Genomic DNA, 13,864 nt, shown 5'->3' with positions numbered 1-13,864 from the left:
GGACGGACATAGCGGAAAGCCGCTGTGCTTCGAACGAGCCTGATGCAAGACAGCCAGCAACACGTGTCCGATGGCGTCGTAATCGGCACAAACCTCGCGCGGCCCGGAGCCGGCACGACCGGGAGTAGTCGGGCGCGCGAGTGAAGCGACGATGACCAATGCGCTTTCCACGAAAGCGTATCGGCCATCAACTACAGGAGATCGACATGGCAGAGCAGAAGCTCGAATACCTCACTCCCGGCATGGCACTCGAGTTAGTGCGCGACATGATTCGCTATCAGCCGCACGGCGTCGAACCACTCGACTCCTTCATCGGTCGAGCGATCGACTCAGTGTTTGCCGTGGACAAAGCACTGGCGACCTCGAAACGGCTCAATCAATCGCCTTAAGACCGCTATGAATCGCGCGCAGATATGTTGCGGCGATCTTTCCAAGCGCCTCAGCGTCAGCCTCATCCCCGATGCGGTCAGGACTAGGGAGTTTCAATGATCCGCTCCGAATCAGTTCGACAAGGATCTTTGTAGCTTTGCTGTCTTCGTTTTGCTCACTCATGGGTCGTTCCTTGTGACGGTGGTTAATGGATGCCGCCTCTCAGCTCGGCGCATCCATTATCGCAAGGAACATTCCCTCAATTTCTCAAAAAAGCGCACTCGTTCGCGGACATCCGCACCCATCAACCCAGCGCGGCAGCACCCTGCCGTGTGCGCGCCCTTGAGAGTTTCGACAGCGTTGATCGGACGACATTGAACGCCAGTGTCGTTCGTTGAGCGTTGTCATGTATTCGCATTCCTAATCATATTGGAGAAACGCATGACCACGGCCACCAAGGAACAGATCTACGACGAGCAGATCTCGCCGCTCATGACGCAGATCATCTCAATCTGCAAGGAACACAAGATACCGATCGTCGCGTCGTTCTTCACGCCCGGTGACGACGATCCCGAACTCGCCGTCACAACCGCCCTGCTCGGCGACGGCTTCGAAGCACCGAAGAACTTCAGCAACGCTCTGCGAGAACTTCGCCCTGAGCTATTCGGTGGAGCGCCGTTGATGCTTCGCACCGAGCACGGCGACGGTGGCGCGACGCTGACCGCCATCGTCTGATACCTGCAGCGCCAGGTCAAATAACAACGTGAGGTAACGATGAATCGAGATTGGATTCCATTCTGTGTGATCGCCGGGTTCTACCTGCTTGCCGGCGCCGTCGCTCCCCCGATCGAAGCGCTGATGGGAGTGTGGTCGTGAAAACCCTTCTCATCCTGTGGCTCAAAAGTCTTGGCGTGTTGATTGTCGCCATCCTGGTTCTCGCCACCACACAACAGTGGGACGAGACTGCACGCTGCGCAGCGACCTACTGCACGTAGTCCAATCACGTTGCCGCGACGTCTTCATTCCCGGTGGTGCGTCCATATCAAGCTTTCGATCAATTCCATCGAATACTTGATGTAGCCGGCCTGCGACACAACAACCGCGTGCTCCGGCATCTGCAAGACATTCGGATACGCACTTAACCCAGGCACTTTCGCGTCCTTAAGTGCGCGAGCAGCATCCGCAATGCGTTCGCATGCAGTTCGAATCGCAATAATTGGCATAACGAATTCTGGAGATGGCAGCTCCAATACCGGAATTTCACGGAGAGCCACACCGACTACTTCAAGGCGATTCGGATCGTACAAGTTCTGCAAGTACTCGAATGTGCTCTCGGGATCTCGAAGATTGGTCAAGAGCTGATCGGCCACCGCGCTTGCCTCGCTCGCGACCTGGCGAAGATAACGGGCGCGCTTACGAATGCTTTCTGCTTTGTCGTTCTCTTGCTGCAGCCTTTGCTTGTCGAACTGCCATTTGACCATTATGGCCGAAGCAAAGATGGCAACAATGCCCCCAGTGGCTTGCACCCATGACGCCATGAAGTCTGGCTTGTAGGTTTGCGTTCCGGCTGATGTCGCGCCGAACAGAGAAACCATAATCACAATCGCAATTCCACCAAGAATTCCGAACACCGTGTTCCAGTGCCTCATCGCGTCCTCGTTGTGAAATGACGCGCGAATCCTAGCATGCGCCGTTACCCGAGCCGCGCAAATTTCGGTGCCTTGGATGCGCGGCTTTTTCTTGTGGGCGGCTTGTTCGGCGCCCTTCTTTTTTCTTCCCGGCTTCAACGGCAGACGCTCGGCTACCCAGTGCGGCCAAGCACCCGCCATTGAGGCTTCCCCTCGAACGCGTGAGGACAGCATGACGGAAGACATCGAAAACTTCCTCGGCACTGTGCCCGAGGCGACAGCGAAGGCAGTCGCGACTGGTATTGGCCTGCCGCATTTTGACGTCGTGAAAGCGATCAACAAGATGTACTCGAGCGGCATGGTCGAGCGCGAAAAGCGCCCGGGTGCCGGCAATGAATACGTGTACTGGCTCTCGCGTGGCGCGCCGGCTGCGCAACAGTCAAGCGATGCCGAGTCCTCCGCGCCCGCGCCGTTGCTGGCCGCAGCGATCGCGAAACTGCCGGTCGCTGCCCTCGGCGTAATCGACACCTCGCACGTCATCGCCGAGCTGCGTGCTGACATCGAGCGCCTCACCGCCGAGCGCGACGCCGCGCAGCTGAAGGCGGACACCTGGCGGGCGAACGCTGCGACGCTCGAGGCCCGCATCGACGAGCTGACGATCGGCCCGGTCGGCGCACGCGCGCCGCTGTTCGTGACTGTCGGCCGCAATTGCAAACCGCAGCGCCACGAATCGCTTGAGAAGGCCCAGCGCCGCGGCCGCGCCCTCGTGCGCAGCGAAAAGGAATCCGAGGTGCTTGTGCTCGAACCGATCGGCCGGATCGTGCGCGGCACCGAGTGGCTGCCCCGATGACCACAAAAAAATGCCCCGACGATGGCCGTGAAACTCGCCGGGGCGAACGAACCATGCGACGTGCATGGGACGAGGAACTGTCGGGCCCATCGTACGCCCGCAAAAGACCGTGAAGCACCTCCGAGTTCCGCCAAAACCGCATTGAATTCGGCCACTACTGTATTCAAGGAACGGATATGACAACCACCGACAAGAGCCGCGCTGATGCACTGACCGGACCCTACAGCACCCGCCACCGCAGCATCGGAGACTGGCTGTGGTGTGAATTGATGGATTACTGCAAAGAACTCGGCATGCCGCCTGCGGATAATGACCGTCTTTTCGCAATCGTCGATCAAGCTCGTGCCGCATGGGATCGCCATGTCGAGCAGCACGAAGCAGCACCGGCCAGCCTCGAAGGGCTGCGCCGTGCGGTCCTCACGCCACGCGCGTTCGTGCGCGACGAATACGGGATGCTGACGCATCCGGCTATCCCGGCCCTCGACGAGGACGTGAACTACCAGACGTTCTTCGCCGCGTTCGGCATCGAATCGACGTTCGTCTGCATGGAAACCGACGTCGACTGCGACGCGTACGAGCGGTACGTCGAGTCAAACGATCCGAACTGCAGCTTCTGGACGCCGAGCACACCGGCCGGCGACGGCTGGCTGCTGCTCGAGATCTACGACACCGAGGACGGCCCGGTCGCACTGTACGTGCGCGAGAAGAAGCCGGAATCGATGCGCGAACGCTGGAAACGCGAGAAACAGGAGCATCTCGCCACGCAACCCGCACCATCCGCCCCGCTCGAAGGCACAGGCAATGGGGCGGATGAAGCCGAACACAAGCTGACGTGCAGGGCGATCGACGGCGCGATGGCGTTTGGCTACCAGAACACGAATCCGCCGCCGAGCGCCGATCACTGGCTCGCGCCGTACTGGCATGTCGGGCGCAAGCAAGCCGAGCTGGAGACGCGGGCCACAGGACGTGTGGCCGTTGCTGACCTGCCGAGCTTCCCGACTATGCTGCGGAAAATGTGGAGCGGCACCGAAGTCCAGCAATGGATCGACGACTGTATCAAGCCGCTCGTGCAAGAACGTCATCACGATTGGCACTGCGCCCCTCGCACTGAGGTGGCGGGAGCGATGCTGTCCGGCGACGCGAGCGAATGCCTGATGGCCGTGGTGAGCCATCACCGTGACTTCGTGAACGCGTGCAAAGTGATGCACTTCGATGCGATAAACGACGACAGTGACGCGTACTGGGAAAAGCAGATTGATGTGCTGAACCGCATGAAAGCGCAGGCGGAACGTGCACTGTCGGAACCATTCGCAGATGCAGCTGCAGCGCCGACAGACGAGACGTGCAAATGCCACCGTATCGGAGATTGGAAAGGCTTCCATCATCCGCTGCGCGATAAGGCGCACGAAGACGCGCCCGCAGCGGGAGCGCCGCCAGACGAGCGGTTGGCGTTCGAGTCGATGCAGGGTGCCGCGCTGTTCCTGACGAGCAACCATGCCGTCACGCATGTTCCGATCGAAGGCGTGCAACGCAATCGCACGTGGGTGGCGCAGCGTCTGCTCGATCTCGTCGACGCAGCGAAGGCCCGCGCGGCAGCATCGCAGCCCACAGCGGAGCCGCGCGCCGAGGTGAAGGACGACGACGAGCTCTGCGCCGAGCGGTATCGGCTCCTGCGGCGGGGGCAGCACTGGAGCGTGATCAACGGCATTGGCGACACGCTCAGCGCTGGTGAACTGGATGCAGTCATCGACGCCGTCCGCGCAGGAGGTCAGTGATGACATATGCTAAGAAGACCCCGGCGGCCGACCGCGTGCTCGCCGCGATGACACCAGGCGAAGTGCAAAGCCCCTCCGATGTCGCGAAGCGGTTCGGAACTGCGGCCGCGCTCGTGCGGCCGGTGCTCGAGCAGCTCGTCACCGCCGGTTCGCTCAGCCGCGTGCGCCGCCCGCGCGTCAAGCTGCCGAACTACATCCTCGCTGGTACCGAGAAGAACATGACGCAGAGCGACGGCTATGTCGGAATCCCGGCAGCGGCGCGCACGTATGTCGTCACGACGGGCGACCTCGACGCGTACATGTCCGAGATCAGGCGCCGCGCCGACCTTTGCATGATGGTGCGGCGGTGAAAGGACTACCGGATGTCGTATCGGGCCTGCAGACCGGCCATGAATTCTCGAATGGCACCTTCGCATTCGACCTGGTCGTGGTCGACGCCGGACCGGCGAATCCCGCTCGTCGTCCAGTTTCCCCCGTTCGCTCGGTCCGGATCCGTAACAACCTTGGAAACATGCAGATTTCGACACGCATGCAGCCCTTCCATGTGGTCATTGATGATCTTCAGCAGCTCGTCAGCATCGATGATCTCGCGCGGCATTTTCAGCTCCATTCGGCATTGAGGAACAAATCGTGAAAGAGCGACCAATTCTGTTCAGCGGGCCCATGGTGCGCGCGATCCTCGACGGCCGCAAGACGCAGACGCGCCGCGTCGCGATCCCGAGTCGCAGCTGCGTCGATTTCATCGGCGGAGGGCCGAAGCACGGCCCGGACTGGAATGATCCGACGTGCTGGGGCTTCGAAGACCTGAACACCGGATTCTGGTGGGCGCTCCGCGGCAACGAGGACTGTCACCAGCTTGCGTGCCCTCACGGAATGGTCGGCGATCGTCTGTGGGTGCGCGAAACGCACGCCGAAGTTTTCGAAGTTGATATTCCAGCAGGCCGACCGAGAGGGCCGATAGGCACGGCGGGATCGCCGGCGCGTCCGGATTGGAAATCTCGTTACGTTTACCTCGCGGATGGCCCCATGCCGAATGTGCAGTGGCACCACGTAGGTGATAGTCAGCCGGTCCGATGGACGCCCAGCATCCATATGCGACGCTGGGCATCACGCATCACGCTCGAGATCACCGGCCTGCGCGTCGAGCGCCTGCAGGACATCTGTGAGATCGACGCCGAGGCTGAGGGAATCGACTTCCTGCGGCGCGGGCCTGACGCGGACGAAACACTCGACGCGCGCGGCCTATTCCGGTGTCTCTGGGACAGGTTGAACGCTCCACGCGACCAACGCTGGGATGCAACCCCCTGGGTGTGGGTTGTCGAATTCAGACGCCTTGAAAGTGCGGAATCTAAGGCCTGCGCCGAACGTCGCGCTCTGAGATCCAAAATCCGTCAGGGTTAATGGCGCCTCGTCGTATCACCCAGTCAACAATTTCGAGAATCTTCTGCAAATTTTCGGAGAAGGCTTTCCCATAGTCGATGGTCTGCGGATTCTGTCCTGAAACGAATATCAGAGCGGTATGAGAGATCCTGCCATCGTGATCTTGCCCGTCGACCCGCACACGAAAACGAACTGCATCGCCAGTCGTATCCCATTTACGAACGAACTCGATTCCTTGTGACATTGCGGGCTCCCAAGAGGTCTTCGTCATTGACCGCCAAGCGACCGATCAGCCGTAGCGACTGAGCCACTCAACAGAGAAGCTTTTCGCGTACACGACTGCCTCGGATTCAGTGTCGAACGTTCCAAGCTGGCGGAACGCAGCCTCCCGACTGAAACGCAACTTCGTTACCTCAACCTGGGCGGCGTACTTGCCGTCCTCCGTCACGCGCGACTCGCAGTTCATCTCGTACCCGCGCATCACAAATTTCTTCTGCATTGGTTCAACGCTTATTTGAGACAGAGGGATCGTAGCATGGTCGACTCGCCTACTCTGATTGCGCCTGCCCCCTACGTAACTGTGGCGCTTGCCGCAATGATCACCGGCCTGACCGAGAAAGCCATCCGTCGAAAGATCGAGGACGGAAAGTGGCTCGAAGGTCGCGAGTACCGCCGCTCGCCAGACGGCGGAATCTTCATTTCCATCAAAGGGTATCAACAATGGGTAGAACAAGCGGCGGCGTAGAAATCCGCGCAGCCTCCATCCGACTAAACTTTACGCTCGAAGGCAAGCGGGAGCGACAAACTCTGATGCTAAACGGCAAACCGATGCCGCCCACTCCCGCGAACGTGAAGTATGCCTATCGCCTGATCGCGGAGATCGTCGATCGGATCCGTCTCGGGACATTCAGCTTGGTCGAATATTTTCCGACCGCTGGCGCTCCCAGCACTCTAACTGTCGGCGGCTGGCTCGATACCTGGCTCGCCGCCCAGCGAATCGAATCGTCGACGAAAGACGGATACGAAAGCGCCATCCGATTCTGGAAAGCCGCGGCGTGCGACAAGAATCAGAATCCGCTCGGACCGACTCCCCTACGCAGATTGAAGTTGAGCCACATATTGACTGCGATTGCGGGCCGACCTGACCTGAGCGGCAAAACGGTCAACAATTACGTCTCAGTAATGAGAAAGGCGCTCGACTTGGCCGTGTCAGACAATCTGTTGACCGACAATCCCGCGGCAAATGTGCCTCGTGCGAAACACCAAAAGCCCCCGCCCGATCCGTTTTCCCGCGACGAGTCTGAAAAAATCATAGATGAGGCCGAGCGCGCTTATCCCGGACAGGTCCACAATCTCATCGAATTCTGGTTCTGGACTGGCCTTCGGACATCGGAGATATTTGGCCTGCAGTGGCTAAATGTGGATTTGCAGAACGGGACCATCCTGGTCGCCGAAGCGCTAGTCCGCGGCGAGCACAAGGATCGAACCAAGACAGCGGTCGCCCGTACGGTTCGCCTGAACAGCCGGGCCATAGCCGCGTTGACGCGTCAGCGCTCATTCACCCAGATCGCTGGCGCCGCGATCTTTCATGATCCGCGATACAGCACCCGGTGGGAGGACGAGCGCGCATTCCGACGAAGCTTCTGGACGCCGATTCTGAAACGACTCGGAATTCGCTACCGCCGGCCGTACAACATGCGACATAGCTACGCGACGGCGATGCTGATGGCCGGAATGACCCCAGCCTTTTGCGCGAAACAGCTCGGGCATAGCATCGAGATGTTCCTGACAACGTACGCGAAATGGATGGATGGCGAGCAGAACGCTCTAGAGATGGCGAGGCTCGAATCGACGTTATTGTCCCCGAGTTGTCCCCCGCAAAGCAAAACAGGCGCCTAAGCGCCTGTTTTGTTAATGCATTCTTTGGGGTGGCTGATGGGACTCGAACCCACGACAACAGGAATCACAATCCTGGACTCTACCAACTGAGCTACAGCCACCACTGATACTGCTTTGATTCTTCGCTGTTTCGTTTCGTGTTCAGCAGCGAAGAACAAGATTATACGAAGACTTTTCCGTCTTGCAAAGCATTTTTTTCAAAATTTTCGAGAGCATCGTTCAGATGCGTGCGTGCCTCGTCGAACACGGCCAGATCGCCACGTGCGAGCTTCTTGTTGTCCGACAGCACGCGACGCCAGCCGCGCGCGCCCGCGACGCCGCGATACAGCCCGAGTGCGTGCCGGACGATCGCACCGAGATACGTGCCGCGCTTCAGTTCCGCCGCACAGTATTCGATCAGTTTCGCCTCGGCCTCCTCGCGCGTCGGCATCGCCGCAGTCGACCCATAGAAGCGCGCATCGACGCCCGCGAGCACATACGGGTTGTGATACGCCTCGCGGCCGAGCATCACGCCGTCCACATGTTCGAGATGCTGCGCGACTTCGTCGAGCGTCTTGATCCCGCCATTGATCACGATCTCCAGAGACGGGAAATCGCGCTTCAGCTGATAGGCGTAGTCGTACTTGAGCGGCGGGATCTCGCGGTTCTCCTTCGGCGACAGCCCCTTCAGGATCGCATTGCGCGCGTGCACCACGAACGTCTCGCAGCCCGCCTCAGCCACCGTGCCGACGAAGTCCCGCACGAACGCATAGTCCTCGACCGCGTCGACCCCGATCCGATGCTTGACCGTGACCGGCACCGACACCGCATCGCGCATCGCCTTCACGCAATCGGCAACGAGTTGCGGCTCATTCATCAGGCACGCGCCGAACGCACCGCGCTGCACGCGCTCGGACGGACAACCGCAATTCAGATTGATCTCGTCATAGCCCCACTGCTCGCCGAGTTTCGCGGCGCGCGCGAGATCGTCCCGTTCGCTGCCGCCCAGCTGCAGCGCGACCGGCGATTCGTTCGGCGTGAACGCGAGATGCCGCTGGGCGTCGCCGAACAGCAGCGCGCCCGTCGTGATCATTTCCGTATACAGCCACGTGTCGCGCGTCAACGTGCGATGGAACGACCGGCAATGACGGTCGGTCCAGTCGAGCATGGGCGCGACGGAAACGCGGCGGGGGGGAAGCGAGGACGATGCGGACATGGAATTCGGGGCAGCAAGCGGCGCGGGAAACAACCCGAGATTTTACCGCAACGCGACCAGGCCGGCCCGGCAGCCTGACTAGACCGGCCCGCCCTCGCCCAGTTCGGCGTCGACGGCCCGCCGCGCCTCTTCGAGTACGCGCTCGATCACGCGCCGTTCGGTCAGCAGCATCCCGTCGACTTTCACGAGCCGCCAGTCGATCCGCACGGCCGCGCCCTGCAGCACGCGGTAGTGCGCATGCTCGCCGTCCCACACCTGCTCGGTCTTCACTTCGATCTCGTAGCCGCGGTACGGCTCGCTGAAATCGCCGAGATCGCTGCCTCTCGGTTCCATCGCTCGCTCCGTGGCGAAGCAACGCCGGGCCGCCTCGGCAGCCGGCGCCGTGCGCTCAATCGTATTCGTTAGACAAAACGGACTTGCCGTCGGCGGTCAGGTCGACACGGTCGGCCGCCGCCTGATAGATCAGCCCTTCGTTCAGCAACGCATAGACGACATCGTCGAACGCGGCGGGGACCGGACGGGTGTCGCCGAACTGGTCGACCCACTTCAGCGCCTCGAAGGCTTCGGGTGAAAGGATGGGGGTCATGCGTTGCCCTCCGGGGTCGGTGTCGTTCCATCCTAGCACTTCGTCCGGACGGCGAATACCGAGGCAAACGCAGAACCAAAATACCAGGCGCGACGGATGGCCGGATGGCCCGTCCGCGGCGCCCGGCATCGGAAACACGCTCAGAGTCGCGCGATCGACACTTCGGTGGATTTCACGAGCGCGACGACTTCCGCACCCACCTTCAGTTCGAGTTCGTCGACCGAGCGCGTCGTGATCACCGACGTGACGATGCCGAACGGCGTCTCGACGTCGACCTCGGAGACCACGGGCCCGCGAATGATCTCCTTCACCTTGCCTTTGAACTGGTTGCGCACGTTGATTGCAGTGATGCTCATCGGGTTGATCGCTCCGAACAAAAAAAGTCTGAGAACGGGCGGCCGGTGCCGCCCGGATTTAAACGGCCCAGCGAATCTGCCCGGCCGGCCGTACGTGATCGGCTTCAGCCGCGACGTGCTGCCCGGCACCGCCGGGCCCGCCCGCGAGCACACGCTGCAGCACGCGGTCCTCGAGCGCCGCGAACGCGGCCGACGCGCGCGCACGCGGCCGGTCGAGCGGCACCGGCTGGTCGAGCGCGACACGTCCCTGCTCGATCAGCAGGATCCGGTCGCCGAGCGCCACGGCTTCCTGCACGTCGTGCGTGACGAGCAGCGCGGTGAACCGATGCTCGCGCCACAACCGTTCGATGAGCGCATGCATCTCGATGCGGGTCAGCGCGTCGAGCGCACCGAGCGGCTCGTCGAGCAACAGCAATTGCGGCCGGTGCACGAGTGCACGGGCGAGCGCGACGCGCTGCCGCTGGCCGCCGGACAGCTGCGCAGGCCAGTCGTTCGCACGCTCGATCAGACCGACTTCGTCGAGTACCGCACGCGCCTGATCGCGTGCGCCGCGGCCAAGGCCCAGCATCACGTTCTGCAGCACGGTCTTCCACGGCAGCAGCCGTGCATCCTGGTACATGATCCGCGTGTCGAGCGCGCCGCCGCCGTCGCCGCGCGTCACGAGCGCGCCGCTGCTCGGTTCCTCGAGCCCCGCGACGAGACGCAGCAGCGTGGATTTCCCGCAGCCGCTGCGGCCGACGATCGCGACGAAGCTGCCGCGCGCGATGCCGAGTTCGACGTTGTCGAGCACGGTGCGCGCGCCGAAGCGCTTGCTGACGCCAGACAGCGTCACCGCGTCGTCCTGTGCCGGGCCGCCCGTCCGCCGCCGCGCAAGCGGAACGACGGATGCACCGCCGTTCCGGTCGACGATCGCCGCATTGCGTGCGTCGTCGTCCGTCACGCGTGCGTGCGCCAGCTCGGCCTCAAGGTCTGCACCGGCGAGCGGGCCGTAGGAGACCGCCGAAGTCGTCGCATTCATGCCTTTGCTCCAGATTGATAAGCGGGGTGCCAGCGCAGCGTCACGCGCTCGATCGATTTCGCGAGCACGTCGGCCAACTTGCCAAGCACCGCATACAGCAGGATGCCGACCACCACCACATCGGTTTGCAGGAATTCCCGCGCGTTCATCGTCATGTAGCCGATGCCCGACTGCGCGGAGATCGTTTCCGCGACGATCAGCATCACCCACATCAGCCCGAGCGCGAAGCGCACGCCGACGAGAATCGACGGCAATGCACCGGGCAGGATCACGTCGCGATACAGCGCGAAGCCGCGCACGCCGTAACTCTTCGCCATCTCGATCAGGTTCGCGTCGACCGAGCGGATCCCGTGATATGTGTTGATGTAGACGGGAAAGAACACGCCGAGCGCGACGAGAAACAGCTTCGCCTTCTCGTCGATGCCGAACCACAGGATCACGAGCGGAATCATCGCGAGCGCGGGGATGTTGCGGATCATCTGGATGGTCGAATCGAGCGCGACCTCCGCTGCTTTCGACAGGCCGGTCGCGAGCCCGAGCGCCAGGCCGACGCCACCGCCGATCGCGAAACCGAACAGCGCGCGCCAGGTACTGACCTTCACGTTCGCCCACAGCTCGCCCGATGTCACGAGTGACCACGCGGCACGCACGACCGCCACGGGCTCGGGCAGCACGCGAGTCGACAGCCAGCCGACGCGCGCGCCGACCTCCCATGCGACCAGCAGCACGAGCGGCACGAGCCACGGCGCGATGCCGCGCCAGGCGCGGGCGGCCACGGCCGCGCGCGTCGTCGACGTCTTCGTTGTCATCTCAGGCCTCCTTCGTTCAGCTCTGGCTCGCCTTCGGCAGGTAGTTGTTGCCGACGATCTCGCCGAACGGCCCCGACAGCGGACCGGACGGCCGCGCCGCACCCTTGCCCTTGATCAGCGGGAACACGAGCTCGGCGAAACGGTACGACTCCTCGAGGTGCGGATAGCCGGACAGGATGAACGTCTCGATGCCGAGATCCGCATATTCGCGCATGCGTTCCGCGACCTGCTCGGGGTTGCCGACGAGCGCGGTACCCGCGCCGCCGCGCACGAGACCGACACCGGCCCACAGGTTGGGATACACCTCGAGCGCCTCGCGGCCGCCGCGCTTGCCGCCGTGCAGCGCGGCCATCCGGCGCTGGCCTTCCGAATCCATGTTCGCGAATGCCTTCTGCGCGCGAGCGATCGTCTCGTCGTCGAGACGACTGATCAGGCGCTCGGCATCGCGCCAGGCTTCGTCCTCGGTCTCGCGCACGATCACGTGCAGGCGGATGCCGAACCTGATCTTGCGGCCGCGCGCCTCGGCGCGGGCGCGAATATCGGCGATCTTCTTCGCGACGGCCTCGGGCGGCTCGCCCCAGGTCAGATAGGTGTCGATGTGATCGGCGGCGATCGCGTGCGCGGCCGGCGACGATCCACCGAACCACAACGGCGGATGCGGGCGCTGCACGGGCGGATACAGCGCCTTGCCGCCCTTCGATTGAAGGTGCTTGCCGATGTAGTCGAACCCGCCGTTGTCGTGCGATGCGGACAGCAGCCCGCGCCAGATGTTCAGGAAGTCGTCGGTGATTTCGTAGCGCGTGTCGTGGTCGGCGAACAGTCCGTCGCCTTCGAGCTCGGCGGCATCGCCACCCGTTACGACGTTGATCAGCAGGCGGCCGCCCGACAGACGGTCGAACGTCGCGGCCATCCGCGCCGCCAGGCCGGGCGATGCGATGCCGGGACGCACGGCGACCAGGAACTTCAGGCGCTGCGTCGCCGGAATCAGGCTCGACGCGACGACCCACGCATCCTCGCAGGAACGGCCAGTCGGCAGCAGCACGCCTTCATAGCCGAGCGTGTCGGCCGCGACGGCGATCTGCTTGAAATAATCGTAATCCGCGGCGCGCGCGCCTTCAGCGGTGCCGAGGTAACGGCTGTCGCCGTGTGTGGGAATAAACCAAAAAACATTCATCTGCTGCTCCTGCTTGACTGTTCTTGCCGGAATCTGGATAAAACGAGCCCCTGCTCGCGTCGCGGATGAGCGACGCATGCATGGTGTGCGTTCGAATCGGGATGGCTCGCCGGTCAGGCCGTGCCGCGGGCGAGTACGCTATTGCACGGCTGTTTCTGGGAAATCAGTCTATGGATCGCTGCAGGGCTTTGGAACGATTTTTTTGAGCTTAGGTTTTCCGCTTTCGTGATTAGCACGACGCTCCAGCGAATATCGCGTCGGCCGGGCCCTATAATGACGCACCTATCCGAATAACTTCGCCCGGACGGCCCCGGCCGGCCGCGCGTGCAATGCACTCACCGATGCAGAAAGTCATCCTGCCGTTCCTGTCCGGCTTCCTGGCCGCCCTCTTCTTTCGCGAAGCGACGCTCGCGCTCCTGCATACGGCCGACCTGATCGCCGCCACCGGGTTCTCCACGCAACCTTTCGCGCCGCTCGGCATTCCTGAATTTGTTGCGAACGCATTGATCAGCGCGTGCTGCGCGATTCCGATGGCGTGGCTGCTGCGCGTGACGCCGGATCGTGAGGCGCCGTGGATCGGCTCGCTGGTGTTCGGCGGCATCGTGCTGACGGCCGCCCGCGTATTCGCGATCGATCCGCTGCGCGGGATCTGGCCGTCGGGCAACATGATGCCGGTGCTCGCCGCCGGTTTCGCAGCGAACGCGGTCTGGGGCTTCGGCGCGCTCGTGTTCATGCGCGCGTTCATGTCGGACGACGCCGGCGACGAATAACGCACGTCTTGCGGCACGGCCCCCGGCCCACTGCCGCCAGGCCGGGTCGGCATCC

The 13,864-nt window shown here is 62.5% G+C and carries 21 protein-coding genes and 1 tRNA gene; 10 read left to right on the top strand and 12 right to left on the bottom strand.

The features are described 5' to 3' along the window. Window positions 1–206: 206 nt before the first annotated feature. The gene (locus DIE08_RS29755) at window positions 207–389 is read left to right on the top strand and encodes a hypothetical protein (RefSeq protein WP_124905135.1); all 183 of its coding nucleotides are present in this window, start codon (window positions 207–209) and stop codon (window positions 387–389) included. Here DIE08_RS29755 and DIE08_RS29750 read toward each other — a convergent pair. Beyond that, on the bottom strand, window positions 373–552 hold the full coding sequence (locus DIE08_RS29750) for a hypothetical protein (RefSeq protein ID WP_124629690.1): 180 nt from the start codon (window positions 550–552) through the stop codon (window positions 373–375). The genes DIE08_RS29755 and DIE08_RS29750 overlap by 17 nt on opposite strands. A gap of 258 nt (window positions 553–810) precedes the next feature. On the opposite strand from DIE08_RS29750, the gene DIE08_RS29745 reads away from it, so the two are divergent. Both DIE08_RS29745 and DIE08_RS36385 read left to right on the top strand, forming a co-directional pair. Next, on the top strand, window positions 811–1,104 hold the full coding sequence (locus DIE08_RS29745) for a hypothetical protein (RefSeq protein ID WP_124905133.1): 294 nt from the start codon (window positions 811–813) through the stop codon (window positions 1,102–1,104). 137 nt (window positions 1,105–1,241) lie between these two features. Beyond that, on the top strand, window positions 1,242–1,364 hold the full coding sequence (locus DIE08_RS36385; protein WP_260436586.1) for a hypothetical protein: 123 nt from the start codon (window positions 1,242–1,244) through the stop codon (window positions 1,362–1,364). A gap of 24 nt (window positions 1,365–1,388) precedes the next feature. On the opposite strand, the gene DIE08_RS29740 is transcribed toward DIE08_RS36385, so the two are convergent. Continuing rightward, window positions 1,389–2,243, bottom strand: a complete 855-nt coding sequence (locus tag DIE08_RS29740) for a hypothetical protein (protein ID WP_124629688.1) — start codon at window positions 2,241–2,243, stop codon at window positions 1,389–1,391. Here DIE08_RS29740 and DIE08_RS29735 point away from each other — a divergent pair. The 3 genes from DIE08_RS29735 to DIE08_RS29725 all read left to right on the top strand — a co-directional run bounded on the left by DIE08_RS29735 (window position 2,230) and on the right by DIE08_RS29725 (window position 4,972). After that, window positions 2,230–2,847, top strand: coding sequence for a 1-pyrroline-5-carboxylate dehydrogenase (locus DIE08_RS29735; protein WP_124629687.1), 618 nt, complete (start codon window positions 2,230–2,232; stop codon window positions 2,845–2,847). The two genes, DIE08_RS29740 and DIE08_RS29735, sit on opposite strands and share 14 nt — an antisense overlap. 176 nt (window positions 2,848–3,023) lie before the next feature. After that, window positions 3,024–4,622, top strand: a complete 1,599-nt coding sequence (locus DIE08_RS29730; protein WP_124905131.1) for a hypothetical protein — start codon at window positions 3,024–3,026, stop codon at window positions 4,620–4,622. Beyond that, a complete protein-coding gene (locus DIE08_RS29725) occupies window positions 4,622–4,972 on the top strand; it encodes a hypothetical protein (protein ID WP_124629685.1) in 351 nt (116 codons plus the stop codon). The genes DIE08_RS29730 and DIE08_RS29725 overlap by 1 nt, the downstream gene beginning before the upstream one ends. Window positions 4,973–4,977: 5 nt before the next feature. Here DIE08_RS29725 and DIE08_RS29720 read toward each other — a convergent pair whose 3' ends face one another. After that, window positions 4,978–5,220: a hypothetical protein gene (locus DIE08_RS29720; protein WP_124629684.1), complete on the bottom strand. Its 243-nt coding sequence runs from the start codon at window positions 5,218–5,220 to the stop codon at window positions 4,978–4,980. Between the two features lie 32 nt (window positions 5,221–5,252). Here DIE08_RS29720 and DIE08_RS29715 point away from each other — a divergent pair, with 32 nt between their 5' ends. Further along, entirely contained in the window at window positions 5,253–6,023 is a 771-nt protein-coding gene (locus DIE08_RS29715) for a hypothetical protein (protein WP_221622480.1), read from the top strand. Between the two features lie 268 nt (window positions 6,024–6,291). Here DIE08_RS29715 and DIE08_RS29705 read toward each other — a convergent pair whose 3' ends face one another. Next, a complete protein-coding gene (locus DIE08_RS29705; protein ID WP_124905129.1) occupies window positions 6,292–6,501 on the bottom strand; it encodes a hypothetical protein in 210 nt (69 codons plus the stop codon). 36 nt (window positions 6,502–6,537) lie between these two features. Here DIE08_RS29705 and DIE08_RS29700 point away from each other — a divergent pair, with 36 nt between their 5' ends. Together DIE08_RS29700 and DIE08_RS29695 are read left to right on the top strand one after the other, a co-directional pair. Beyond that, window positions 6,538–6,747 carry an excisionase gene (locus tag DIE08_RS29700; protein WP_124629681.1) on the top strand — a complete coding sequence of 70 codons (210 nt, stop codon included), beginning with the start codon at window positions 6,538–6,540 and terminating at the stop codon, window positions 6,745–6,747. Further along, the gene (locus tag DIE08_RS29695) at window positions 6,723–7,901 is read left to right on the top strand and encodes a site-specific integrase (RefSeq protein WP_124905127.1); all 1,179 of its coding nucleotides are present in this window, start codon (window positions 6,723–6,725) and stop codon (window positions 7,899–7,901) included. Before DIE08_RS29700 ends, DIE08_RS29695 begins: the two co-directional genes overlap by 25 nt. Before the next feature lie 25 nt (window positions 7,902–7,926). On the opposite strand, the gene DIE08_RS29690 is transcribed toward DIE08_RS29695, so the two are convergent. From DIE08_RS29690 to ssuD, 8 genes are all read right to left on the bottom strand, one after another. After that, a tRNA-His gene (locus DIE08_RS29690) sits at window positions 7,927–8,002 on the bottom strand. 59 nt (window positions 8,003–8,061) lie between these two features. After that, window positions 8,062–9,048 carry a tRNA dihydrouridine(20/20a) synthase DusA gene (gene dusA / locus DIE08_RS29685; RefSeq protein ID WP_059603269.1) on the bottom strand — a complete coding sequence of 329 codons (987 nt, stop codon included), beginning with the start codon at window positions 9,046–9,048 and terminating at the stop codon, window positions 8,062–8,064. Window positions 9,049–9,174: 126 nt separating this feature from the next. Beyond that, entirely contained in the window at window positions 9,175–9,429 is a 255-nt protein-coding gene (locus DIE08_RS29680; protein ID WP_059524526.1) for a hypothetical protein, read from the bottom strand. A 55-nt stretch (window positions 9,430–9,484) separates the two neighbouring features. Continuing rightward, window positions 9,485–9,682, bottom strand: coding sequence for a hypothetical protein (locus DIE08_RS29675; protein ID WP_124905125.1), 198 nt, complete (start codon window positions 9,680–9,682; stop codon window positions 9,485–9,487). A gap of 140 nt (window positions 9,683–9,822) precedes the next feature. Next, entirely contained in the window at window positions 9,823–10,038 is a 216-nt protein-coding gene (locus tag DIE08_RS29670) for a molybdopterin-binding protein (protein ID WP_006400187.1), read from the bottom strand. 58 nt (window positions 10,039–10,096) lie between these two features. Further along, on the bottom strand, window positions 10,097–11,056 hold the full coding sequence (locus DIE08_RS29665) for an ATP-binding cassette domain-containing protein (protein WP_124905123.1): 960 nt from the start codon (window positions 11,054–11,056) through the stop codon (window positions 10,097–10,099). Next, complete coding sequence (gene ssuC / locus DIE08_RS29660) at window positions 11,053–11,865, bottom strand: aliphatic sulfonate ABC transporter permease SsuC (protein ID WP_059603273.1); 813 nt, start codon at window positions 11,863–11,865, stop codon at window positions 11,053–11,055. Before ssuC ends, DIE08_RS29665 begins: the two co-directional genes overlap by 4 nt. A 16-nt stretch (window positions 11,866–11,881) precedes the next feature. Continuing rightward, the gene (gene ssuD, locus DIE08_RS29655; protein ID WP_124905121.1) at window positions 11,882–13,039 is read right to left on the bottom strand and encodes an FMNH2-dependent alkanesulfonate monooxygenase; all 1,158 of its coding nucleotides are present in this window, start codon (window positions 13,037–13,039) and stop codon (window positions 11,882–11,884) included. A gap of 341 nt (window positions 13,040–13,380) precedes the next feature. On the opposite strand from ssuD, the gene DIE08_RS29650 reads away from it, so the two are divergent. Beyond that, window positions 13,381–13,809 (top strand): hypothetical protein, encoded by a 429-nt coding sequence (locus tag DIE08_RS29650; RefSeq protein ID WP_124905119.1) that lies wholly within the window; start codon window positions 13,381–13,383, stop codon window positions 13,807–13,809. Window positions 13,810–13,864 lie beyond the last annotated feature (55 nt).

It is taken from the genome of Burkholderia sp. Bp9004, assembly GCF_003858025.1.
GTDB lineage: Bacteria > Pseudomonadota > Gammaproteobacteria > Burkholderiales > Burkholderiaceae > Burkholderia > Burkholderia diffusa.
The sequence above is the reverse complement of the archived record's forward strand: the minus strand, read 5'-3'. Positions and strand labels throughout refer to the sequence as shown.

Coding starts and splice junctions, on each gene's coding strand:
- DIE08_RS29675 (WP_124905125.1), bottom strand. CDS start 9,682: ATGACCCCCATCCTTTCACCCGAAGCCTTCGAGGCGCTGAAGTGGGTC.
- DIE08_RS29725 (WP_124629685.1), top strand. CDS start 4,622: ATGACATATGCTAAGAAGACCCCGGCGGCCGACCGCGTGCTCGCCGCG.
- DIE08_RS29695 (WP_124905127.1), top strand. CDS start 6,723: ATGGGTAGAACAAGCGGCGGCGTAGAAATCCGCGCAGCCTCCATCCGA.
- DIE08_RS29755 (WP_124905135.1), top strand. CDS start 207: ATGGCAGAGCAGAAGCTCGAATACCTCACTCCCGGCATGGCACTCGAG.
- DIE08_RS29750 (WP_124629690.1), bottom strand. CDS start 552: ATGAGTGAGCAAAACGAAGACAGCAAAGCTACAAAGATCCTTGTCGAA.
- DIE08_RS29670 (WP_006400187.1), bottom strand. CDS start 10,038: ATGAGCATCACTGCAATCAACGTGCGCAACCAGTTCAAAGGCAAGGTG.
- ssuD (WP_124905121.1), bottom strand. CDS start 13,039: ATGAATGTTTTTTGGTTTATTCCCACACACGGCGACAGCCGTTACCTC.
- DIE08_RS29740 (WP_124629688.1), bottom strand. CDS start 2,243: ATGTCTTCCGTCATGCTGTCCTCACGCGTTCGAGGGGAAGCCTCAATG.
- dusA (WP_059603269.1), bottom strand. CDS start 9,048: ATGCTCGACTGGACCGACCGTCATTGCCGGTCGTTCCATCGCACGTTG.
- ssuC (WP_059603273.1), bottom strand. CDS start 11,865: ATGACAACGAAGACGTCGACGACGCGCGCGGCCGTGGCCGCCCGCGCC.
- DIE08_RS29745 (WP_124905133.1), top strand. CDS start 811: ATGACCACGGCCACCAAGGAACAGATCTACGACGAGCAGATCTCGCCG.
- DIE08_RS29705 (WP_124905129.1), bottom strand. CDS start 6,501: ATGCAGAAGAAATTTGTGATGCGCGGGTACGAGATGAACTGCGAGTCG.
- DIE08_RS29665 (WP_124905123.1), bottom strand. CDS start 11,056: ATGAATGCGACGACTTCGGCGGTCTCCTACGGCCCGCTCGCCGGTGCA.
- DIE08_RS29650 (WP_124905119.1), top strand. CDS start 13,381: ATGCAGAAAGTCATCCTGCCGTTCCTGTCCGGCTTCCTGGCCGCCCTC.
- DIE08_RS29680 (WP_059524526.1), bottom strand. CDS start 9,429: ATGGAACCGAGAGGCAGCGATCTCGGCGATTTCAGCGAGCCGTACCGC.
- DIE08_RS29720 (WP_124629684.1), bottom strand. CDS start 5,220: ATGCCGCGCGAGATCATCGATGCTGACGAGCTGCTGAAGATCATCAAT.
- DIE08_RS29735 (WP_124629687.1), top strand. CDS start 2,230: ATGACGGAAGACATCGAAAACTTCCTCGGCACTGTGCCCGAGGCGACA.
- DIE08_RS29730 (WP_124905131.1), top strand. CDS start 3,024: ATGACAACCACCGACAAGAGCCGCGCTGATGCACTGACCGGACCCTAC.
- DIE08_RS29700 (WP_124629681.1), top strand. CDS start 6,538: ATGGTCGACTCGCCTACTCTGATTGCGCCTGCCCCCTACGTAACTGTG.